The 21,531-nt window shown below is 68.9% G+C and carries 22 protein-coding genes and 1 pseudogene; 14 read left to right on the plus strand and 9 right to left on the minus strand.

Going from position 1 to position 21,531, the window contains the following annotated elements; translation table 11 throughout:
- The first annotated feature begins 110 nt into the window (after nucleotides 1-110).
- The 8 genes from ABMA10_RS02985 (at nucleotide 111) to ABMA10_RS03020 (ending at nucleotide 7,219) form a co-directional block, all read left to right on the plus strand.
- Nucleotides 111-647, plus strand: a complete 537-nt coding sequence (locus tag ABMA10_RS02985; protein WP_347866787.1) for a cysteine hydrolase family protein — start codon at nucleotides 111-113, stop codon at nucleotides 645-647.
- Between the two features lie 262 nt (nucleotides 648-909).
- Nucleotides 910-1,101: a hypothetical protein gene (locus tag ABMA10_RS02990; protein ID WP_347866788.1), complete on the plus strand. Its 192-nt coding sequence runs from the start codon at nucleotides 910-912 to the stop codon at nucleotides 1,099-1,101.
- A gap of 58 nt (nucleotides 1,102-1,159) precedes the next feature.
- Nucleotides 1,160-1,762 (plus strand): MarR family winged helix-turn-helix transcriptional regulator, encoded by a 603-nt coding sequence (locus ABMA10_RS02995; RefSeq protein WP_431031165.1) that lies wholly within the window; start codon nucleotides 1,160-1,162, stop codon nucleotides 1,760-1,762.
- Nucleotide 1,763: 1 nt separating this feature from the next.
- On the plus strand, nucleotides 1,764-2,459 hold the full coding sequence (locus ABMA10_RS03000) for an LON peptidase substrate-binding domain-containing protein (RefSeq protein WP_347866790.1): 696 nt from the start codon (nucleotides 1,764-1,766) through the stop codon (nucleotides 2,457-2,459).
- A gap of 191 nt (nucleotides 2,460-2,650) precedes the next feature.
- Nucleotides 2,651-3,613 carry a sugar phosphate isomerase/epimerase family protein gene (locus ABMA10_RS03005; protein ID WP_347866791.1) on the plus strand — a complete coding sequence of 321 codons (963 nt, stop codon included), beginning with the start codon at nucleotides 2,651-2,653 and terminating at the stop codon, nucleotides 3,611-3,613.
- 90 nt (nucleotides 3,614-3,703) lie between these two features.
- On the plus strand, nucleotides 3,704-4,657 hold the full coding sequence (locus ABMA10_RS03010) for a 3-hydroxyacyl-CoA dehydrogenase family protein (protein WP_347866792.1): 954 nt from the start codon (nucleotides 3,704-3,706) through the stop codon (nucleotides 4,655-4,657).
- 65 nt (nucleotides 4,658-4,722) lie between these two features.
- Nucleotides 4,723-5,493, plus strand: coding sequence for an SDR family NAD(P)-dependent oxidoreductase (locus ABMA10_RS03015; RefSeq protein ID WP_347866793.1), 771 nt, complete (start codon nucleotides 4,723-4,725; stop codon nucleotides 5,491-5,493).
- Nucleotides 5,494-5,845: 352 nt separating this feature from the next.
- Nucleotides 5,846-7,219 carry an MFS transporter gene (locus ABMA10_RS03020; protein ID WP_347866794.1) on the plus strand — a complete coding sequence of 458 codons (1,374 nt, stop codon included), beginning with the start codon at nucleotides 5,846-5,848 and terminating at the stop codon, nucleotides 7,217-7,219.
- 196 nt (nucleotides 7,220-7,415) lie between these two features.
- On the opposite strand, the gene ABMA10_RS03025 is transcribed toward ABMA10_RS03020, so the two are convergent.
- From ABMA10_RS03025 to ABMA10_RS03045, 5 genes are all read right to left on the minus strand, one after another.
- Nucleotides 7,416-8,132: a GntR family transcriptional regulator gene (locus ABMA10_RS03025; protein WP_347866795.1), complete on the minus strand. Its 717-nt coding sequence runs from the start codon at nucleotides 8,130-8,132 to the stop codon at nucleotides 7,416-7,418.
- Nucleotides 8,133-8,237: 105 nt separating this feature from the next.
- Nucleotides 8,238-9,044 carry a triose-phosphate isomerase family protein gene (locus ABMA10_RS03030; RefSeq protein WP_347866796.1) on the minus strand — a complete coding sequence of 269 codons (807 nt, stop codon included), beginning with the start codon at nucleotides 9,042-9,044 and terminating at the stop codon, nucleotides 8,238-8,240.
- Nucleotides 9,044-9,505: a ribose-5-phosphate isomerase gene (locus tag ABMA10_RS03035; protein ID WP_347866797.1), complete on the minus strand. Its 462-nt coding sequence runs from the start codon at nucleotides 9,503-9,505 to the stop codon at nucleotides 9,044-9,046. Before ABMA10_RS03035 ends, ABMA10_RS03030 begins: the two co-directional genes overlap by 1 nt.
- A 100-nt stretch (nucleotides 9,506-9,605) precedes the next feature.
- A complete protein-coding gene (locus ABMA10_RS03040) occupies nucleotides 9,606-11,336 on the minus strand; it encodes a dihydroxyacetone kinase family protein (RefSeq protein ID WP_347866798.1) in 1,731 nt (576 codons plus the stop codon).
- Nucleotides 11,337-11,650: 314 nt separating this feature from the next.
- Nucleotides 11,651-12,388, minus strand: a complete 738-nt coding sequence (locus ABMA10_RS03045; RefSeq protein WP_347866799.1) for a GNAT family N-acetyltransferase — start codon at nucleotides 12,386-12,388, stop codon at nucleotides 11,651-11,653.
- Between the two features lie 183 nt (nucleotides 12,389-12,571).
- Here ABMA10_RS03045 and ABMA10_RS03050 point away from each other — a divergent pair, with 183 nt between their 5' ends.
- From ABMA10_RS03050 to ABMA10_RS03060, 3 genes are all read left to right on the plus strand, one after another.
- Nucleotides 12,572-13,291, plus strand: a complete 720-nt coding sequence (locus ABMA10_RS03050; RefSeq protein ID WP_347866898.1) for a response regulator transcription factor — start codon at nucleotides 12,572-12,574, stop codon at nucleotides 13,289-13,291.
- 65 nt (nucleotides 13,292-13,356) lie between these two features.
- Nucleotides 13,357-14,904 (plus strand): sensor histidine kinase, encoded by a 1,548-nt coding sequence (locus ABMA10_RS03055; protein ID WP_431031166.1) that lies wholly within the window; start codon nucleotides 13,357-13,359, stop codon nucleotides 14,902-14,904.
- Between the two features lie 72 nt (nucleotides 14,905-14,976).
- A complete protein-coding gene (locus ABMA10_RS03060) occupies nucleotides 14,977-15,432 on the plus strand; it encodes an SRPBCC family protein (RefSeq protein WP_347866801.1) in 456 nt (151 codons plus the stop codon).
- Between the two features lie 46 nt (nucleotides 15,433-15,478).
- On the opposite strand, the gene ABMA10_RS03065 is transcribed toward ABMA10_RS03060, so the two are convergent.
- Nucleotides 15,479-15,730: a hypothetical protein gene (locus ABMA10_RS03065; protein ID WP_414693596.1), complete on the minus strand. Its 252-nt coding sequence runs from the start codon at nucleotides 15,728-15,730 to the stop codon at nucleotides 15,479-15,481.
- A gap of 9 nt (nucleotides 15,731-15,739) precedes the next feature.
- Here ABMA10_RS03065 and ABMA10_RS03070 point away from each other — a divergent pair, with 9 nt between their 5' ends.
- A complete protein-coding gene (locus ABMA10_RS03070) occupies nucleotides 15,740-15,928 on the plus strand; it encodes a hypothetical protein (protein ID WP_414693597.1) in 189 nt (62 codons plus the stop codon).
- A gap of 41 nt (nucleotides 15,929-15,969) precedes the next feature.
- On the opposite strand, the pseudogene ABMA10_RS03075 reads toward ABMA10_RS03070, so the two are convergent.
- From ABMA10_RS03075 to ABMA10_RS03085, 3 genes and pseudogenes are all read right to left on the minus strand, one after another.
- Nucleotides 15,970-16,104 (minus strand): annotated as a pseudogene (locus ABMA10_RS03075) (GntR family transcriptional regulator); the annotation flags it as partial.
- Nucleotides 16,101-17,084, minus strand: a complete 984-nt coding sequence (locus ABMA10_RS03080) for a DMT family transporter (RefSeq protein ID WP_347866803.1) — start codon at nucleotides 17,082-17,084, stop codon at nucleotides 16,101-16,103. The pseudogene ABMA10_RS03075 and the gene ABMA10_RS03080, both read right to left, overlap by 4 nt.
- Nucleotides 17,085-17,306: 222 nt before the next feature.
- Nucleotides 17,307-17,777: a hypothetical protein gene (locus tag ABMA10_RS03085; RefSeq protein ID WP_347866804.1), complete on the minus strand. Its 471-nt coding sequence runs from the start codon at nucleotides 17,775-17,777 to the stop codon at nucleotides 17,307-17,309.
- 162 nt (nucleotides 17,778-17,939) lie between these two features.
- On the opposite strand from ABMA10_RS03085, the gene ABMA10_RS03090 reads away from it, so the two are divergent.
- Nucleotides 17,940-19,154 (plus strand): alpha/beta fold hydrolase, encoded by a 1,215-nt coding sequence (locus ABMA10_RS03090; protein ID WP_347866805.1) that lies wholly within the window; start codon nucleotides 17,940-17,942, stop codon nucleotides 19,152-19,154.
- 93 nt (nucleotides 19,155-19,247) lie between these two features.
- Entirely contained in the window at nucleotides 19,248-21,518 is a 2,271-nt protein-coding gene (locus ABMA10_RS03095) for a carboxypeptidase regulatory-like domain-containing protein (protein WP_347866806.1), read from the plus strand.
- Nucleotides 21,519-21,531: the final 13 nt, after the last annotated feature.

A 21,531-nucleotide genomic window follows, 5' to 3' on the forward strand; every position in this document is an offset into this window, starting at 1 on the left:
TGAAGATCGTCGGATTGTTGCGGCACGATCTCACAACGATGTCGGCTCAGGGTGCGAAACTGGGGCTGACCCGGTGGTGCTCGGCCGTCGTGGCGGTGAGGGAGAATCCGATGGCCCGTGGCACGCTCGTGATCGACATCCAGAACGACTACTTCCCCGGCGGCGCGTATCCGCTCGTGGGCCCGGAGGCTGCGGCCGAGGTGGCGCTCGGGGTCGTCGGAGACACCCGTGCGGCAGGAGAGTGGGTCGGTTTCGTCCAGCATCTCGCCGAGCCGGGTGAGGGGGCGTTCCTCGTCGCCGGGACGACCGGTGCCGACCTGTACCCGTCGTTGACGCCTGTCGGTGAGGAGCCGATCATCCAGAAGACGCGCCCGAACAGCTTCATCGCGACGGGCCTCGAGGAGATCCTCGCCGAGCACGACATCGACGAGTTGACCGTCGTCGGCATGATGAGCAGCATGTGCGTGGATGCGACCGTGCGCGCGGCCCTCGATCTCGGGCTGGCGGTGACGGTCGTCGAAGACGGGTGTGCTGCTCCGGATCTGGTGTTCGGAGGCGTCGACGTGCCCGGTGCCGTCGTACACGCGGCCTTCATGGCGGCCCTGCGTGATGCGGGAGCGACGGTCCGCTCGCGCCGCGGCGTCTGAGTCGGCGCTCGGCCGCGTGCCTCGGAGTTGTCGAAGCCGCACCGGACTGGCATGATGAAGCTCGGTGAAGATAGCTAGTCTGTCGAGATACTTTCTCGGCGCTCCGGCGTCTCGCAACGTGCACGCCGTCGAGAGAGGTCGTCTCATGGGCTCCAGTGACGGTGTGATGCGCGATCTGTCCAGGCCTCACGATCACGCGAGGTCGGGGCGGGGGTCGGAACCCGGACTCGAACCGGTTTCGGATTCAGGGGCCCGCGTCGGCATGAGCCGCGCCTGGGTGGAGCAGCTCGCAGCGAATCGGTACGGGGTGTTCATCGGTGCGCGACGGGTCGGGTTCATCGACGTCGACGGTCCGCTGCACGTCGCGCTTCGCGGTGACGACTACGAGACCGCGGTCGAGGTCGACCGGGCGATCCGATTCGATCAGGCACTGCGTGCGTTGCTTGCTGCCTGAAGATCCCCCGGGATCCGGCGACTATGATCGCAGCACGAAACGATCGACGGAGGCCCCCATGCCGGAGTCGCAGGAGCGTGCCGGGTACTGGTACGGCGCTGACGCCGCCACGACGTCGACCGGCGTGCTCGAGGCACTGCGTCGCTATCGTGAGGCCGAGCAGGCCATGCGCCGGCGCACCCGTGCGTCGATGGGCATGGGGGAGACGGACATGATCGTCGTGCGCCATCTGCTCCTCGCCAGGCGCCAGCACCGCGACCTCACGGCCGGAGACCTCGCCGGATTGCTGCAGATCTCGACTGCCTCGACCACCGCCCTGATCGACCGCCTCGAGCGGAGCGGGCATGTCCGGCGCGAACGCCACCCGCAGGATCGCCGCTCGACCCGCGTCGTCGCGACGATCGCCACCGACGACGAGGTGCGTGCCACGCTCGGGGCGATGCATCGCAACATGATGGCCGTCGCCGAGGCGCTCAGCCCCGCTGAGGCCGAGGTCGTCGCGCGATTCCTCACCGGGATGGTCGATGCTGTCGCGGCGGTCGATGTCGGGCCGATCGCCGACTCCAGCGACTCCGCCGACTCCAGCGGCCCTCCGGCTTCCGTGGACCCCGACCACTCGCAGGTCACGACCGTCACCCATCCTGCATCGGCGACCGCCTGAGATGACGGACTCCTTCGGTATCGACCCCGAGCGGCCAGGGCTGCCGGTGCTGGAGATGCCGATGTTCCCGCTCGGGACCGTCCTGTTCCCGCACATGCCGCTCGCGCTGCGGTTGTTCGAGGAGCGGTACCTGACGATGCTCGCGCGCCTGCTCGAGGCAGAGGAGCCGGAGTTCGGTGTCGTCCTCATCGAGCGAGGACAGGAGATGGGCGGGGGTGAGCATCGGTTCCGAACGGGCACGATCGCCGAGATCGTCGAGGTCGACGGAGGCGAGGGCTTCGTCGCGGTCATCGCCGAGGGCGGACGTCGGTTCGAGGTCACCGACTGGTTGCCGGACGACCCTTACCCCCGCGCAGAGATCCGGACGCTCGAGGAGCTCGAGTGGAGCGACGACGTCGAGCCGCTGCGCGCAGAGACGGAGGCGGCTGTCCGGCGTTCGCTCGCTGTCGCCAGCGAGTTCACCGAGCAGCAGTGGGCGTCCGTGGTGGAGTTGTCCGACGATCCGCTCGAATCGTCGTGGCAGCTCGCGGGCATCGCCCCGGTGAGCGACCTCGACCAGATGCGATTCCTCACAGCCGGTTCCCTGGAGGAGTTGCTCGTCGACGTACGGGATCGTGCAGTCGATGCCGGCGAGGCCTTCATCGCAGGCGGTATCGCCGATGCCGACGACGAGGACTGGGGCCTGCTCGACGGCTGACGCCTGCGGCGATGCACCTCGACAAGCTCGATGGGCCCGCGCAGCCTCGGTGACCGGTGCGCCAGGGGCCCGTTCGCCGAGCCCGGCGAGGTGCCCCTTGCGAAATCTCGACAACCCTTTACTATTTCCTATAGGATCTTTTTCACCGGAGGCGACAGCCCCGAGCATCACCTTGAGCGCAATGGAGCATCATGACGGATACGACCGTGACCGCACCGCAGCAGGCCTCATCGGCCTGGACGGCGGAGACCTGGCCAATCGCCACCTGCCTCCACGGCATCCCGCCGGTGGACCGCAACGGCGTCTCGCTTCACGACGCCGAGCCCGAGGCCTGGGACGACCTCTTCGCCCAGGTCGCCGGTGTCGGCTTCACCCTCGCCGAGCTGCCCGACAGCCATGTGCGTCCGGCCGACCTCGAACCCTCCCGTCGTGACGAGTTCCTCGCCATCGCGAAATCGCACGGCGTCGGCGTCCCGTCCGTTCACCTCCAGCGTCAGAGCGTGATCATGCCGGGCCACGAGGAACGCAACCTCGAGTACGCGCACCGGACGATCGACGCAGCCGCCGAGTGGGGCATGCAGGTCTTCTCCACCGGCCTGCACCAGCCGTTCAGCGAGGCCCAGCGACAGGCGCTCTGGTTCTGGACCGCGCAGGGCCCGAAGGATCCGGACGACCCGGAGATCTGGAACGCCGCCGTCAGCCGCATCCGGGAGCTCGGCAAGCACGCCGCGGACGTCGGGCTGCCGCTCGCGCTCGAACTCTACGAGGACACCTACCTCGGGACAGCGGACAGCGCGGTGCGGTTCGTCGAGGAGGTCGGACTCGACAACGTCGGCCTGAACCCCGATGTCGCCAACCTGATCCGCCTGCACCGTCCGGTGGAGGACTGGCGCGAGCTCTTCGCGAAGACCCTTCCGTACGCGAACTACATGCACGTGAAGAACTACACGCGCGACGAGTCGGCCGATGGCAGCTGGGCGACGTCCGTCCCCTCCACCATGGAGGCCGGGCTGATCAACTACCGCCAGGTCTTCCGCGACGCCGTCGAACTCGGCTTCAACGGCATCATCCTCGCGGAGCACTACGGCGGCGACAGCCTCGGCATGTGCTCCACCAATCAGAAGTACATCCGGACCCTGCTTCCGCAGGCCTGACTCCAACGACCACAGGAACACCTCGACGTGCCCGACGACCGGGAACCGTCGCCGCGCACGTCGAGGAACATCGACGCAAGGAGCATCACCATGACATCCCACACCATCGCCGTCGTCGGCTCGGGCTACATGGGCGGCGGCATCGCCCAGGTCCTGGCCCTCGCCGGGCACTCCGTGCGGATCGCCGACATCTCCGAAGAGATCGCACGGAACAACTTCGACCGTCTCATCGCCGAGGCCGAGCAGTTCGTCGTCGACGGGCTGTTCCCCGCCGACGCCGTCGAGCGCATCCGCACCAATCTGTCGCCGGCAGCCTCGATCGAGGCGGCGGTGGCCGGGGCCGACTTCATCGAGGAGGCCGTCCCGGAGAAGATCGAGATCAAGCATGAGACGCTGCGTCGCATCAGCGCTGCAGCGTCGCCTGAGGCGATCATCGGCTCCAACACGTCAACCATCCTCATCGGCTCGCTCGCCGAGGCCGTCACGAACCCAGAGCGTTTCCTCGGCGTGCACTTCTCGAATCCAGCACCGTTCATCCCCGGCGTCGAACTCATCCCGCACGAGACCACCGATGACGCGGCCATCGCAGCTGTCGAGGCGATCGTCGCCGAGACCGGCAAGGAGACGGCGCGCGTCAAGGACTCCACCGGCTTCGTCTTGAACCGCCTGCAGTACGCGTTGTTCCATGAAGCGACGCAGCTTGTGGAGGAGGGTGTGGCGACTCCGGAGGACATCGACACGATCGTCCGCACCACGTTCGGCTTCCGCCTGCCCGTCTTCGGACCCTTCGCGATCGCCGACATGGCAGGGCTCGACGTCTACTCCTTCTGCTACGCCTCGTTGCAGACCCGCTGGCCCGAGCGCTTCGCGACGCCGGACTCGCTCAAGGAACTCGTGGACGCTGGCAAGTTCGGTACGAAGTCCGGCGCCGGCTACCTCGACGTCCCCGCCGATCGCACGGCCGAACTGGTCGCGTATCGCAACAAGGCGTACGTCGCGATCAAGCAGCTCATGGATGAGCTGGGCCCGGCACCCATCAACTGATCCAGCGCGCCCGAACCAGGGCCACGCGTCGCACCCTCCGACCACCTCATGCAGAAAGGCCTGCCATGACCACCTCCTTCCCTGAATCCAAGACCGTCGTCCTCACCGGCGCCGCCTCCCCGCGCGGCATCGGCCGCGCCTCGGCCCACTATCTCGCCGAGCACGGCTGGAACATCGGCATCATCGACCTCGATGAGGCCGCGGCGAAGGCCGTCGCCGCCGAGATCGCCGAGCAGCACGGTGTTCAGGCTGCGGGCGCAGGCGCGAACGTCGCCGACGAGGCTCAGGTGCGTGCGGCGTTCGACTCGCTCGAGGCGGCCCTCCCGCAGCTCGTGGCGCTGGTGAACCTCGCCGGCGTGGCATCACCGGTCCCGTACCTGGACGTCACCGCGGACGAGTGGAAGCGCGTCATCGACATCAACCTCAACGGCGTCCACTACACGACGCGTCGCGCGGTGGAGTCGATGGTGGCAAGCGGCGTCGGCCGTGTCGTCAGCCTTTCCTCCGTCTCCGCGCAGCGCGGCGGCGGCACGTTCAGCAAGACCGCGTACTCGGCGGCGAAGGCCGGCGTCATCGGCTTCACCCGCAGCGTGGCGCGTGAGCTCGGCCACGACGGCATCACCGTCAACGCGATCTCCCCTGGCCCGATCGACACCGACATCATGGGTGGCACCCTCACCGAGGAGCGCAAGACGGCCATGGCCGCCGACGGCGTGCTTCCCCGCATCGGTACTCCGCGCGACATCGCCGCGGCGATCGGCTACCTCATCAGCGAGGACGCCGGTTTCGTCACCGGCCAGACACTGAACGTCGACGGCGGTCTGTACATGCATTGATCGGGTTCGCCTGCACACACGGGCGCCCCGACCGCGACACCAACCCATCAGCACCACGAGTGAACGGAGCAGCACATGCAGCACCTCACCGGTCAGTGGACGAAGTCCCGACTCATCTTCCTCGGGCTCGGCATCGTCTTCGTCGGCATCGGCCTGTGGATGATCATCCCCTCGATGGTCTCCTAGCGCCGACCCGCCAGCTCCGGTCACCGAGCACAGCTCCGGTCACTGAGTACAGTTCCGGTCACTGAGTACAGCTCCGGTCACTGAGCTTGTCGAAGTGCGACAGGGTCGGCGATCGGAGCGCCCAGAACGCACCACCCCACCAGCAGTCATCTCAAAGGAGAGTGTCTTGTCCACACCCAACCCGGCAGCGATCGGCTCCACGCACGATCCAGCCCTGAAGTCGGCGATCCGCAAGGCGTCCAAGCACCTGATGCCCATGCTCGTCATCCTCTACTTCGTCGCATTCCTCGACCGCACGAACGTCGGTTTCGCCGAGGAGGCGCTCAGCGTCGACCGCGGCATCTCCAACGGCGCCTTCGCCCTCGGCGCGGGCATCTTCTTCATCGGCTACGCGATCTTCGAGATCCCGAGCAACCTGCTGCTGAAGAAGTTCGGAGCCCGCTTCTGGCTCGCCCGCATCGCCGTCACCTGGGGCATCGTCGCGGCGGCATTCGCGTTCACCACCGGCGACACGATGTTCATCGTCCTGCGTTTCCTGCTGGGTGTGACCGAGGCGGGACTCTTCCCCGGTGTTATCATGTTCCTGTCGGAGTGGTTCCCGAACAAGGTCCGTGTCCAGATGTTCTCGATCTTCTACCTGGCGCAGCCGTTCTCGCAGATGCTCGGCGCCCCGCTCAGCGGCGGCCTGATCAGCTTCGGTGACGCCCTGACCCCGTGGCACGGTTGGCAGGTGATGTTCTTCGGGGAGGGTGTCCTCGCGATCATCGCCGGATTCGCTGCCCTGTACTTCCTCACGAATTCGCCACAACAGGCGAAATGGCTGAACCAACAGGAGAAGGACTCATTGACGGCCGCGATGGAGCGGGAGGACACCGTCCGGCAGTCTGACGGCCCAACCGGCATCGGAAAGGCGATGACGAGCTGGAAGGTGTGGTACTTCACTATCATCTACTTCTGCCTCCAGATCGCGGTGTACGGCACCACGTTCTACCTCCCGCAGCAGGTCGCGAACCTCATCGGCCAGGAGGTCGGCTGGCAGGTCGGTCTCGTCGCAGCCATTCCGTGGCTCGTGGGTCTGTTCGCCTGCTTCTACGTCGGTCGGAACGCGAACACGGTGCTCCGCCGACGCAACTGGGGCACGATGTTCTACATCTCGACGGGTGTGTTCATCCTGGCCTCAGCCTGGGCGGGCGCGAACAACCAGCCGATCCTCGGCATCCTGTTCATCACCATCGCGGTGGCGAGCTTCCTGTCGGTCGGCCCGATCACGTGGGCGTACCCGACGGCGTTCCTCACGGGAACGGCTGCAGCTGCCGGCATCGGTCTCATCAACTCGCTCGGCAACCTGGGTGGTTTCGTCGCCCCGATCATGCGGACGGGCATCAACGAGAGCGTCCCGACGGACAGCGGCGTGTGGGGCGTGGTGTCGCTCGGCGTGTTCGCGTTCCTCGCGGCGGCGATGCTCTACGGCACGAAGTTCTTCCGCGGAGCGAAGGCGGACGAGCTGCTCGAGACGACGGCGAACCGCACGGCGCACTAGTCGCACCTCCAACACCCGGACGGGGTCGGTCACGCATGTGGCCGGCCCCGTCCCTGCCTCCAGTCGCTGGTTCAGAATTCAGGGAATCTGCGTACCGAACTGCCCGGATGTCCGATACCCGCCAGGATTCGGCTCCACTGTGAATCCGGCCGCTGCGATTCCCTGAATTCTGAGCAGCGATCGCGGGAGGAGCAGATCAGTGTTCGGCGTCGCTCCGGGCGCGAGTGCGGACGAGTTCGATGTGCGATCGCATCGCGGCTGCTGCAGCCTCGGGCCCGTCGGCGAAGGCGTCGAGGATGGCGCGGTGCTCCACGACGGCCTGGTCTGCGTCGGTGACGCCCGTCTCGACTGTCTGGCGCATGCGGTGCACCCGGGTGGAGATGCCCTCCGACATGTCGAGCAGGAACGGGTTGTGTGTCCCCTCGAAGATGAGGTGGTGGAAGGCCCAGTCGACGGCGAAGTACTCGCGGAGCAACCCCACGGGGATCACGCCCGACCCGGCGGCTGCCCGGACACGTGCCGTCATCGCCACGTGCTGCGCGAGGGCGGCCTCGAGTGCAGGGATCAGATCGTCGTCGGCGTTGGCCGCGGCAAGGGCGGTCGCGCCGCTCTCGAGCACGATGCGGGCGTCGAACAGCGCCTCCAGCTGGTCGTCGGCGAGCGGCGGTGCCACCCGGTAGCCCTTGTGCGTGACGCGGGTGACCAGACCGGTGCGCTCGAGCTGCACGAGTGCTTCGCGAACGGGGGTAGGGGAGACGTCGAGGTCGCGAGCGATCGCGTCGATCGACAGACGCGCGCCCGGCTCGATGCCCGAGCTCAGCAGCATGTCGAGCACCAGGTCGTACACGCGATCGCGGAGCCCACGGCGTTCCAGTGACGATGAGGCGCCGAGCGGGAAGACGGCATCAGCCACGGGAGCCTCCGGAGTCTGTGCTCGTGGCGTCGCCTCGGAAGGGAACTTCCGGTCGATCGGCCGCGATGGTCGTCGTCGACCAGTTTACGGGGCACCCGACCGACATCACGGCAGACGGGCCCCCGGCGACCCGAGGGCGAGCGCTTCGTCGAGGACCAGCGCCAGCGCGGCGGGATCGTGGGCGAAGCGGCCCAGGAAGACGCCGTCGGCCGCATCACCGATGGTGGTGAGGAGACCGGGGCCGGCACTCCCGCCGTAGATCACGGCAGACGACGACGAGACGGTTCCGAGCGCGACGAGTCCGTCCAGGTGCGACCGCAGCGCGGCGCACACCGTCGTGATGTGGGCAGCGCTCGCGGGCTCGGGAGCGCCGATGGCCCAGTGCGGTTCGTAGGCGACGATGACTCGGCCGACGAGTCCGCTCGCCCGAGCGTCCGCGATGGCGTCGTCGAGCTGAGCGATGCACTCGGCGGCGGCATCGCGGGCGTCGCCGCGTTCAGCCTCGCCGATGCACAGGACCGGGGCGAGGTGATTTCGCAGGGCCGCCGTCGTCTTCGCGCGGACGATCTCGGGCGTCTCACCGAACAGGCGTCGGCGTTCCGCGTGGCCGACCTCGACGACGTCACAGCCGACCTCGCGCAGTTCGGTGCCGCTCACCTCGCCGGTGAACGCACCGACGTCCTCCGCCGCGAGATCCTGCCCGCCGACCGCCGCCACACCGCGGAGTCGCTCGACGGCTCCGGTCACTGACAGATAGCCGGGGATGACGAACAGCTCGGCAGCGCCCGTTCGGACGGCATCGTGTCCGGACGCCATGGCAGCGACGGCTGTGCACCAGTCGAGCGTCTGCGCATGCCCGAAGTACATCTTCAGGCTCACACCGACGAGCACCGGACCACTGCGGTCGGGCATCAGACGCCTTCGTACGCGCAGATCTCCTGCACCTTGTCGTTCGACGCGCTCGTGGCGTCGAACTCATAGGTGAGCCACTCGCGGACGTTCCGGCGGGCGAGTTCGATGCCGACCACTCGCTGCCCCATACAGAGCACCTGTGCGTCGTTCGACAGCACGCTGCGCTCGACCGAGAAACCGTCGTGCGCGGTGACGGCGCGGATGCCCTGCACCTTGTTGGCGGCGATCGCGACGCCGAGGCCCGTTCCGCAGATGAGCACTGCGCGGTCGGCCTCACCGCGTGCGACGATCTCGGCGGCGGTCACGGCGACCTTCGGGTAGTTGGTGTGTCCGTCGGCGTCGACACCGACGTCGACCACGGAGACGACGAGGTCGCTCGCCTCCAGATCGCGCTTGATGATCTCCTTGTAGTCGAAACCGGCGTCATCCGAGCCGATGACGACGCGCCAGGTGCGAGTCATGATCTGTCCTTTCGTTGGTGCCCCTCGACAGGCTCGGGGAGCGATGGGTGCTGTTCGGGAGCGTTCGGTGTCGCTCGGTGAGCGTGGAGCGGCGGGTGTGTCAGCGCTCCGCGAGCAGCACGCCGACGCGTTCGACGATGAGCGCGAGGGAGATCGCGCCAGGGTCCTCGACGCCGAGCGCCTTCGAACCGTGCGAGCGTGCTCGCCCCATGCCCGGCACCAGTGCCGCCGTCGCGGCTGCGGCGGTCGTGGCTGCGGCTGCGGCCGTCGTCCACGCCGCTCGGAGATCGTCGCCGCCGCTGACACGTTCAGCGAGGGTCTCCGCGAACGGCACGAGTGCGTCGACGAGCGTCTTGTCGCCGACCGAGGCCTTGCCGTAGGACATGACCGCGTCCTTTGCGGCAGTGACGCCGGTGCTCACGGTTGACGCGGTCGGCTCGTCGGTGTCGCCGAGAGCTTCGGCGAGGGTCCGGAGCATGACGCCCCAGAGCGCGCCGGATGTACCACCAGCGCGGTCCGACCAGGCGTCGCCCGCACGGTCGAGGACGGTGCCGGTACCAGCGCCGGCATCGCGCATCCGGACGGCCTCCTGTGCGGCGGCGGTCGCACCTCGGTCCATGCCGATGCCGTGGTCGCCGTCGCCGACGATCGCGTCGAGTCGTCCGAGTTCGTCAGCGTGCGCCGCGATGAGCTCCTGGATTGCGGTGAGCGCCGCGGCTGCGACGACCGCCGACTCCTGTGACCGGCTCGATGCCTCGGGGACGACGAACGTTTCGTCGGAGACGGCCTCCGCCGTGACTGTCTCCAGCGAGCCGGTGTCGAACGCCCCGGTCCGGAAGGCCGGAGTGTCTGCGGCCGCTGCCCACAGGCGCTCCAGCTCCTCGTCCACCCAGAGCAGGGTGAGCGAGACGCCTGCCATGTCGAAGCTCGTGCAGAACTCGCCTACCTGCGGGTCGACAAGCGTGACGCCGGCCTCCTCGAGCAGGGTGGCGATGCGGTCGTAGACGACGAACAGCTCCTCGGACTTCACCGAACCGAGTCCGTTGAGGATGGGGACCACGCGCGCGCCGTCGGGTGCGACGTCCTCGGGGATCTCGACATCGGCGAGCAGGTGCTCGACGAACAGTTCGGCGAGACCGTCGGCTGTGGGGATGTCGGTCTCGTCGATCCCGGGCTCGCCGTGGATGCCGAGTCCGACCGCCATCCGGCCCTCGGGTACGGAGAACAGCGGCTCGTCTGCGCCCGGCAGCGTGCAGCCGGTGAAGGCGACGCCCATCGAGCGGGTGCGGGCATTGGCGAGGACGGCGACCCGTTCGACGTCGTCGATGGTGTAGCCGCCGGACGCTGCACCGCCGGCGATCTTGAAGACCGTGAGGTCTCCCGCGATGCCGCGGCGCTTGGCGGCCTCGGTCGGTGGCGCGCTGAAGATGTCGTCCGTGACGGTCACCGTCCGGCAGTCGATGCCGTCCGCTCGCACGGCTTCCTGGGCGGCGGTGAAGTGGAGCACGTCGCCCGCGTAGTTGCCGTAACTGAGGAGGACGCCCTCGCCCTGCTCGCTCGCCCGGATCACGCCCTCCACCTGATGGGCGGAGGGCGAGGCGAAGAGGTTCCCCATCGCGGCGCCGTGAGCGAGGCCCGGCCCGACGAGGCCGGCGAACGCGGGGTAGTGGCCCGAGCCTCCGCCGATAACGAGGGCGACCTCCGGCTGCGCCGACCTCGTGGAGCGGGAGACGCCGCCGGCCACCTTGCGCACCCAGCGACCGTTGGCCCGGACGAAACCGTCGACCATTTCATCTGCGAAGTCGGCCGGTCGGTTCCAGAGCCTGGTCATCTGCTTCTCCTCGTCGTCGAGTCATCGATCCGGCATCCGCCGGCACATCGCGATAATCCTATAGGATATTGGAACCGAGCGGTACCCGTCACTCGACCGTTTGTCTCTCTTCCCTAACTCAGGAAGACGGCGGCGTGTCGGGAAGCCCCCACTGGGCTGGAGCCGCGGCGCGCCGAGACGTTCCTGAGTTAGGGAGGTTGGAAGAAGGGTTGGAGGGGGGTAGGCGGAGAACCGTCCCGCTTGCCGAGCCTGTCGAGGTACGCGCGGGGGAGACGCGACCCCGGCAGACCCGGCGAACGGGACGGGTCTCCTCCTCAGCGTTCGAGTTCGGCGCGTTCGGCGCGGCGGGCGGAGCGGAGCGGCGGCGTGATCGCGAAGGTGATGCTCGACGACCGGCGGGGTGCGCTCGTGCGCAGGAAGCCGAGTCGCTCGGCCAGCGCGATCGAGCGGAGGTTGCCGGGCTCGATCACGGCGGTGACCGTGGTGGCGCCGACCTCGTCGAACGCGAGGTCGAGTATCGCCTCCGCCGCCTCAGTGGCGTAGCCGTGCCCACCCGCCGCCGGGTCGAGCACCCAACCGATCTCCACCGTCCGGTCGGGAGCGCGCACCTGACGCAGGTGCAGCGAGACGTCGCCGATGAGCCGACCGTCGTGCTCGATGGCCAGCGCGAGGAAGTCGCCGGACTGCCAGAGGCGGCTGTGTCCGGTGCGGTGTCGCAGGTGCTCTCGCGAGGCGGCCCGATCACGGACCGGCCATGGCAGATGCTCGATGACCTCGGGCGTCGACTGGATGCGGAACCAGGCGTCGGCGTCGGAGAGCCGGTGTCGACGCAGGACGAGTCGCTTCGTGAGCACCGGATGCGCGTCGATCGGCGTCTCGATGCGCGGTCCGCGGACGAGTCGCGGGCGGGAGACGCCTTCCGGGAGCAGTGCGCGCAGGGCGGTCGCGGCGAGGGAAACCACGTCGTCCGGCCGTGAGCGCGCACCCGTCGTCCCGACCGTTCGCTGACGGCGGCTGGGGAACAAGGTCCCCACGGGTTCTGCTCGACTCATGCCCGTAACGGTAGACACGTCGCCCATGGCCACGGCCTGAAAAGATATGAGGCCGCTATGAATAGCCCGTCGCACCGCGTCTCCCGGGTCACCGCAACGGATACTGGGTGCATGCCTTCCGATCAGCCGGCGCCGATCGTCGAGTCCGGGCGCCGCCGGGCGGTCCTCGCCAAGCTTCCGCGGATGTACCGGGCCGACGGTTCGCCCATCCGTGTGCTCCTCGTCGACGACGAAGCGGTGCTCACCGACCTCGTGAGCCTTGCGCTCGGGTACGAGGGCTGGATCGTCGACGTCGCGACCAACGGTCGGGAGGCCGTGCAGCAGTACCGCGCAGAACGTCCCGACGTCGTCGTCCTCGACATCATGCTCCCCGACATCGACGGTCTGAGTGTCCTCCGGCAGCTGCGCGGATTCTCGCAGGGTGAGCTCGAACCCGGGACGCCGACGCTCTTCCTCACCGCGCGCGACTCGGTCGACGACCGCATCATGGGTCTCACCGCCGGCGGCGACGACTACATGACGAAGCCCTTCTCCCTGGAAGAACTCGTCGCGCGCCTCCGTGGCCTCCTGCGCCGCACCGCACACGTCGTGTCCGACGACGACTCGCGCATCACCATCGGCGGCCTCTTCCTCGACGAGCGCAGCTACGAGGTGAGCCGCGACGGCGAGTCGGTGGCCCTCACCACGACCGAGTTCGAACTGCTCCGGTACTTCATGCGCAATCCCAAGCGGGTGCTGAGCCGCGCGCAGATCCTCGACCGCGTCTGGAACTACGACTTCGCGGGCAAAGCGAGCATCGTCGACCTGTACGTCTCCTACCTCCGCAAGAAGATCGACGCCGATCGTGTGCCGATGATCCACACCGTCCGCGGCGTCGGCTACGTGTTGCGGCCCGTCGAATGAGCACCGGTTCGGTGGCGACGCCGCGCACGACCAGACGGCACCCATGGTCACTGCAGAGGCGCCTCGTGACCGGCATCGCAGCCGTCATCGCAGCCGTGCTCGCCGTGTCCGGCATCCTCACGGTCGTGACGGTGAGCGCATCGGTGACGACGGTCGTGGACACCCAGCTCACCGGCTCCATGGAGGCGTTCGAGCACTCGGTCGTGAAGTTCCACGACCAGCAGGCCGCCGCGGCCGGAACCGTGAACCCGGATGCCACACGAGGCGAGGCCGGGTACATCAAGCCCTTCGTCGACTACGTCGGCCACGGACCCGGAACGCTCATCGCCCTCGTCTCGGGCGGGGAGGTCGTGGATTCCGCCCGCTTCACGAAGTCCGACGCCACCGCCCTCAACGTGCGCACGCAGGCCTTGGTCGAGGAGGCCGTCGCGACCGGCGGCACCGCACGCGAGAACGTCGAGCTCGGCGCCCTCGGCGGCTACCGCCTCGAGTTCCTCACGCACGACAACGGTGACGTCCTCGTGGCCGGTGTCTCCCTGGCGACCGCGCGCTCCGCCGTCCTGCAGGAGACGATCGTGATCGCCGGCCTCGCGGTGCTCGCGCTCGCCGTCACCATCATCGGCACGATCATCGTCGTCCGCCTCACACTGCGGCCGTTGTCCCGGGTCGCTGCAGCGGCCGAAGAGGTCTCGACCCTGCAGCTCGAGCACGGCGACACCGGCATCGCGGTCCGGGTCGACGACGCGGACACCGATCCGCGCACCGAGATCGGCAAGGTCGGCGAGGCGCTGAACGGGCTCATCGACCACGTCGACCGGGCGCTCGCTGTCCGGGCCGCGACGGACAAGCGCATGCGTCGGTTCGTCACCGATGCCAGCCACGAACTCCGCACACCACTCGCGGCGATCCAGGGGTACGCCGAGCTCACACGGCAGGACAGCGAGGACCTGCCGCCGATGACCGAGCACGCGCTCGCGCGCATCGAGTCCGAGGCCACCCGCATGAGCTCCCTCGTCAGCGAGCTCCTGCTGCTCGCGCGCCTCGACGAGGGCCAGGACCTCCACCTCGACGACGTCGACCTGAGCGACCTCGTCGTCGCCGCCGTGAGCGATGCGGCGGTCTCCGCGCCCGGCCATCAGTGGTCGGTCGACGTTCCCGAGCGCGCGATCGTCGTGCGCGGCGACCGGGAGCGCTTGCACCAGCTCGTCGTGAACCTGTTGTCGAACGCCGCAGTGCACACGCCTGCCGGCACCTGCGTCGTGACCCGGATCGCCGCGCCGAAGAGCGACGACGAACCGCAGCGCGCCTCGCTCACGATCGCCGACGACGGCCCGGGCATCGCCGAGTCGTTCGTGCCGGAGCTGTTCAACCGCTTCGCGCGCGCAGACTCCTCCCGCTCGAGGGCTGCCGGGAGCACGGGACTCGGCCTCGCGATCGCACTGTCGATCGCCGAGGGGCACGAGGGGGCGATCGAAGTCGACTCATCACCCGCCGGGACGACCTTCACCGTGACGCTTCCCTGGTCCGGCCCGTCGGACGAACATCCCGCTGTCCGCCGCCGCACGGACTTCCCCGACACGCAGCCGCAACCGGTCTCCTCCGCCCGCGACTGAACGGCGCCGACGCCTGCTGGGCGGCGGTTTTGCCACTGGTCCCCGGCCGGGAGCAGAGGTACCATCACGCGCATGGAGAAACTGCAGTTCGTCGTCGACATCGCAGCGCCGGTACACACGGTGTGGTCCACCATGCTCGACCTCGAGACCTATGAGATCTGGACCGGCACGTTCCACGAGGGCTCCACCTACCGGGGTGGTTGGGCGCAGGGCGCCGAGATCTCGTTCATCGGGCCGAACGACGATGGCACTGAAGGCGGGATGTTCGGGACGATCAGCGCGAGCCGGCCCGACGAGTTCGTCGAGATCGAGTACTCGGGGGAGATCGTGCGGGGTGAGGTCGTCACGACGAGCGAGTTCGCGAAGCAGATCGCCGGCCTGCACGAGGCGTACACCTTCACGCCGACGGAGACCGGCACACGATTGACCGTCGATGTGGAGAGCGTGGACGAGTTCGCCGACATGTTCGCCGCGCAGTGGCCGAGGTCGCTCGACATCTTGCAGCAGCTTGCGGAGGAGCGCGCCTGACGACCTCGTGTGGTGCCCCTCGACGAGCTCGGGGACCGGAGACCGCTCACTGAGCGTGTCGATGCGCCCCATGATCCGGCGCGGCGCGCAGGGCGATGAGCTGCTCGGCGGAGTGTGCGAGGTGGGTGCGCAGCTCGGTCTCGACATCCTCGCCGTCGAGTGCGGCGACCAGTCTGTCGTGCTGCGCCACCATCTCGTCCGCGGGCAGCACATTGCGCAGCTGCACCATGAACAGGCCGAGTTCGGCGAGCAGGCCAGCATGGGCTTCGAGCAGCCTCGGACTCTCGGCCGCCGCCACGATCGCATGATGCAGGTCCGCGTGCGCCTCCTCGATCGCGCGTCGATCGCTGCGGCGACCCTCGCCGGGACGCCGGTACCCGCCCGCCGCATCCGATCGCGGAGCAGGCGCGCTGCCTCCACCTCGATCGCGGTGCGGTACTCCATGAGTGCCCGGACGTCGGCGTCGCTGAACGCCCGCACCCGCGCGCCGCGGTAGGGCTCGAAGGACACGAGTCGTTCCGCGGCCAGCGCCTGCAGGGCTGCACGGATCGTGTGCCGGTTGACGCCGAAGCGTTCGGCGAGGCTCATCTCCCGCAACGGTGCGTCAGCGGTGAGCGCACCGTCGAGGATGTCGTCGCGGAGCGTCGCCGCAACCGACTCGACCGCGGTCATGCGGTGACCGGAGCGAGGGGTCGGCGTGCCGGGATCACGAGGATCGCGAGCCCCACGATGAGGAGGGCGGCGCCGACGACCGTCGCCTGGCCGAACGACTCGCCGAGCAGCAGGATCCCGAGCAGTGTGGCGGTCAGCGGCTCGAACAGGGTCAGTGTGGCGACCCGTGAGGCCGGGAGACCACCGAGTGCGTGCCCGAACAGGAGGTACCCGGCGGCGGTGTTCACGAGCGCCAACCAGGCGACGGCGAGCGCGCCGGGAACGGTCGCGATCCACGCGGTCTCGGTCGCCAGCAGGATGGGCAGCGATGCGACGGCCGCGGCGCCGAACAGCACAGCCATGGTGGCGAGGGGCGACCATCCGTGCTCGATGAGCGCCTTGCTGCAGAGCGTGTAGACGGCGTACGACGCACCGGCCCCGATGGAGGCGAGCAGCCCGTCGACGGACACCGTTCCGAGCGCGCCACCGGCGAGTCCGGACAGCACGGCGACGCCGGTTGCGGCGATCAGGGTTGCGAGGAACCAACGTCCGCTCGGGCGTCGCCTGCGCACTGCCCACTCGAGCAGGCCGGTGATCGCCGGGGCCGAACCGAGGGCGACGAGTGTGCCGACCGCCACGCCGTTGCGTTCCGTCCCGATGAAGAAGCACGGCTGGTAGGCCGTGACGCCGACGGTTCCGAGGGTGACGATGGCGGCGAGTGACCAACGACCGAGCGGGACGGCCCCCGGGACGGTGGCGGGGGGAGCAGCCAGGCGGGCGACCCGGCGGCGCTGGACGATCGCCCAGATGATGGCGAGCGTCGCGCCGCCGAACACGATGCGCGCCGCGCCGAACGCGACCGATCCGACCTCGATCGGCAGCAGGGCGTGCGCGGTGCCCGTCGTACCGAAGCACACGGCAGCGAGGATCGCCGCTGCGGCCGACAGTCGTGCACCACGGGCGGTCGGTGCGGTGATGGTCGCTCCCTCGGGGATCGTCATCCCGGAAGCATGCCGCAGGATTGTGTAACAATCAAGCGCGAAACCCGCTCGGTGGCGTCGCCGTGCGATCCCTGCGGGGGTGTGCACCTCGACAGGCTCGGTGAGCGGCGGTGCTCGGTGAGCGGCGGTGCTCGGTGGGCTGTGGTGCTGGGTGGGCGGCGGCCGGTGTCACGCATGACGCCCACCTGCTCGATGAGCAGATAGGCGCCGTCGCTGCTGCGATCAGCCCGCGTAGGAACCGAGGATCGACAGACCGAAGAGCAGGCCTGCACCGACGGCGACGAGCAGCGCGAACGCAAGCATGGTGCCCGAGATGATGACGGACGTCAGTGCGAAGCCCTTCGCGCGGGGCTTGCGTGCCAGGGCGATGATGCCGAGCACCAGGGAGGCGATCGGGAGGAGTACGAATGACGGTGACACGACGGCGGCGATCGACAGCGCGAACGCGATGATCGACAGCGTCTGAGTGGAGGTGTCGCGGTCGGTGCTCGCTGAGACCGCTGCAGGAACGGTCTGCGCGGGAGCGGTGTAGACCGGCTGCGCTGGTTCGATCACGGCGGTCTGCCCGGTCTGCGGGGCCTGCGCGGTGTCAACGAGTGGCCCGGAACCGAGCTGCTCGGTGGGGGCGTTTGCTGCCGTCGCGTCCTCGGCGGGCGAGGTCGTGACTGACTCGGTGGTGGCTGAGGCGGACATGATGTGGTTTCCTTCCTCCGCAGTGTGCGGAGCTTCGTGGTCGATGTCTCCAGCCTCGCCGTCCGTCGCGGATTCCGGATCGCCCGCGAGCCTGATCCGCCCTCGTCCTGAAGGAGGATGTTCCCCCGCGCATCGATGAGTCGCTGGTGCTACTGTCCAGCCATGCGTGTGAGATTCGCCGTGCTGAACGTCGCGTTGGTCGCGGTCGCGGTCCTCGCATGCACGTCGTCGTTGGACCGACGCGTCGCGGAGGACATCGCGGAGCAGTCGACCGATCAGTCCTTCTACGTGCTCGACGAACCGCGAGCGGCCGGCGCTCCGGGAGACGTCGTCCGGGTCGAGCCGGTCGACAGCATCGGCGACGGACAACGTGCGTGGCGCATGCTGTACCACTCCACTGATCTGAACGGTGAGGACATCGTGGTCTCGGGCGTCGTCGTGGCCCCCGATGCGCCGACGCTCGTCGACCGGCCGGTCGTCGCATGGGCGCACCCCACCACCGGAGCGGCGGCGAACTGTGCACCTTCGCTGAGCGTCGATCCGTTCATCCTCATCGAAGGGCTCGACGACCTCGTGTCGGCAGGCTACGTCGTCGCAGCGACCGACTATCCGGGGATGGGTCTGCCCGGCACCTCGTCGTATCTCATCGGTCGGTCCGAGGGCAACAGCGTGCTCGACGCCGCGCGCGCGGCCAGGAACATCGCTGGTACCAGTGCGGGGGACCGCCTGCTGCTCTGGGGCCATTCGCAGGGTGGCCAAGCCGCACTGTTCGCGGCACAGGACGCGGCCGAGTACGCCCCGGAGCTGCAGTTGGAGGCGGTCGCCGTCGCTGCGCCCGCGGCGGACCTCGGCGCGCTCCTCGAGGACAACCTCATGGCCACCGCCGGGGTCACGATCGGTTCCTTCGCGTTCGAGGCGTACCAGCGGGTGTACGCGGATCGTTTCCCCGGCCTGTCGCTCGACTCGATCCTGACGCCTGCCGGTGTCGCTGCGACGCCCCGGCTCGCGAAGCTCTGCCTGTTGAGCGGGCGACAGGAACTGCAGCGCGTCGCCCACGAACTCGCGGGTCGCTACGTCAGTTCGGATCCCGCGACGACCGAGCCGTGGGCGACACTGCTGCGGGAGAACACCCCTGGCAGCACGCGGATCCCGGTGCCGCTGCTCGTCGCGCAGGGCGACATCGACACGCTCGTCCATCCCGAAGCAACCGCGGGGTTCGTCGCAACCGAGTGCGCGCTCGGCACCGAGACGCAGTACCGGACGATCCCGAAGACCGGCCACGGCGAGGTGGCGCTCCGTGCGTTGCCGGCGGTGCTCGAGGTGTTCGCGGCGGCGCTGGCCGGGCAGCCGATGCCGGACGTCGGCACGCCCTGCTGATCCCGGCGACGGCCGATACCAGGTGCCCGGTGGCCCCCGAAATCGGGGTGAAGGGCTATCGCGCGCGCCGCGTGTCCAACTATCCTGACGCGCATGACTCGTCGAACCGGAGCATCCCTCCTGGCCCTGCTGGGAGCCGCTGCCCTCGTGCTGACGGGCGCCGTCCCTGCCGCGTCCGCTGCCACGACCACGAGTTGGGCGAGCTGGCCCACGTTCTCCGGCGGCACCGGCTCCTATCAGGGGACGATGACCCTCGCCGGGCAGCCCGCTCTGACGGCGACGCTCACGAGTGATTCGTCGGGCGGTGCGACGCTCGTCTCCGGGGCGACCACCTGGCTTGCCGCGAGCACCGCTGTCGGCGCGAAGTACGGTAGCAGCCGCGACCAGCAGTACCTGAACCTGCGTCCGAAGGCGAACAATGCGACGTCGCCCTCCACGACCACATACTCGTTCGCCGCGCCGACGCCGCCGTCGGGCTGGACGTTCGTCCTCGGCGACATCGACGCCGACCAGGTGAAGGTGACCGCTCTCGGGCCGGACGGCGTCGCGCTGACGGCCGACGAGCTCGGCTTCAACGGCGGTTTCAATTACTGCGCGCCGGAGCTGGCGGGCAAGCCGAGTTGCTCAGGAGCTGTCGATGACGTGCCGAGCTGGGATCCTGCGACACAGATTTTGCGTGGCAATGCTGCCGCCGCCGACACCTTTGGGTCGGCGGGTTGGTTCGAGCCGTCCGTACCGATCGCCGCGCTGACGATCTCGTTCCAACAGCGTTTGGGTGCTCCCATTTACCAGACCTGGTTCGCATCGATCGCGCGGGACGTCACCGGGACGGTCACCGACCAGGCCGCGGGCCCGCTCGACGGTGTCGGCGTGCGTCTCATCGACTGGAACGGCCGTGTCGTCGCGAGCACGACGACGGCGGGCGGCGGCGCCTACGCCTTCCCCGGCTACTTCGCCACAGCGGGGTACACGGTGCAGGTCGTGCCGCCCGCTGGCAAGATCGCGGTCGGTCCGCAGCGCGAGGCAGCCGACTTGACGGACGCCGACGCGACCGCGGACTTCGTTGTCCGGGACATCGTCCCGGTCGCGGTCTCCGGAACGGCCCTCGACGATGGCGGACTGCCCATCGCCGGCGCGACCGTCACGATCGACGGCGTCGGGACCGTCGTCACCGACATCGATGGTTTCTACCTGTTCGACACCGTGCCGGTCGGCGCACACACCGCGGTCATCACCCCACCGGCCGGGTACACCGTGCAGACGACGCCGGCTGAGTTCACCGTGCCGGTCGACAGCGAGGATCCCATCACCGATCAGGACTTCGTCCTCGTCGCCGATCCGAGCCTCGGCGGCATCGTCACGGCAGGCGGTACGGGTGTCGCCGGTGTCACGGTGACGCTCGACGGACCGGACGGCCCGCTGTCCGCGGTCACCGGCGCGGACGGCCGCTACACGTTCCCGCTGTTGCCAGCCGGTCCGTACGTCGTGAGCATCACGGCGCCTGACGGCTACGTGGTCAGCGGAGCGGCGAGCCGTGACGAGACGCTGCCCGCCACCGGGCTCGACGCCGTCGACTTCGCCCTCGCGCCCCTCGGCGCGCTCGTCGGCGATGTGCTCACCGACACCGGCGCTCCGGTTCCCGGTGCGACGATCACGGTCCAGACGCCGGACGGCCCCGTCGTCTTGACCACCGAGGCCGACGGTTCCTACGGCCTCGGCGACCTCCCGCCGGGCGAGTACCCGGTGACGTTGACGGTCCCCGACGGCTACTCGGTTCCTGACAGCGGCGTGACGACAGGTACCGCGACCATCGGAGACTCCGGAGCAGTGGAGACCGTGCCCAGCTTCGTGCTCGTCGCCGACGCTGTGCTCGGCAGCCTCGACGGCGCCGTGACCACGGACTCTGGCGACCCGGTCCCCGGTGTCACCGTCACCGTCGACACCCCGGATGGACCGGTCGGACTCGTCACGGACGCCGACGGCGGATACACCCTCGAGGACCTGCCGCCCGGCGAGTACGACGTGACCGTGACCGTCCCGGGCGGCTACACCCTTCCCGGTGGAACCGACGGCGGCGATCCGACGGTGACCGTCGAGATCGGCGAGGATGGGGCTCCGGTCACCGTGCCGACGTTCATCCTCATCCCCGACGCGGCCGTGCCGAGCCCGAGCCCGTCGGTGACGCCGACCGGTGACCCTGCGGTCCCCGGGAGCTCGGGTCGCCTGCCGTCCACCGGCGCGAACACGATGCCCTGGCTGATCGTCGCCGGTGCACTCTTCGTCATCGGAGCCGGATCGGTGACCACAGCGGCGATCCTGCGTCGCCGCCGCCGGAACAGTGAAGCCGACAGCTCGGTGGAATAGTCGATCCGATCCA

The organism is Plantibacter sp. RU18 (assembly GCF_050613355.1).
In the GTDB taxonomy this organism is placed as follows: Bacteria; Actinomycetota; Actinomycetes; order Actinomycetales; family Microbacteriaceae; genus Plantibacter.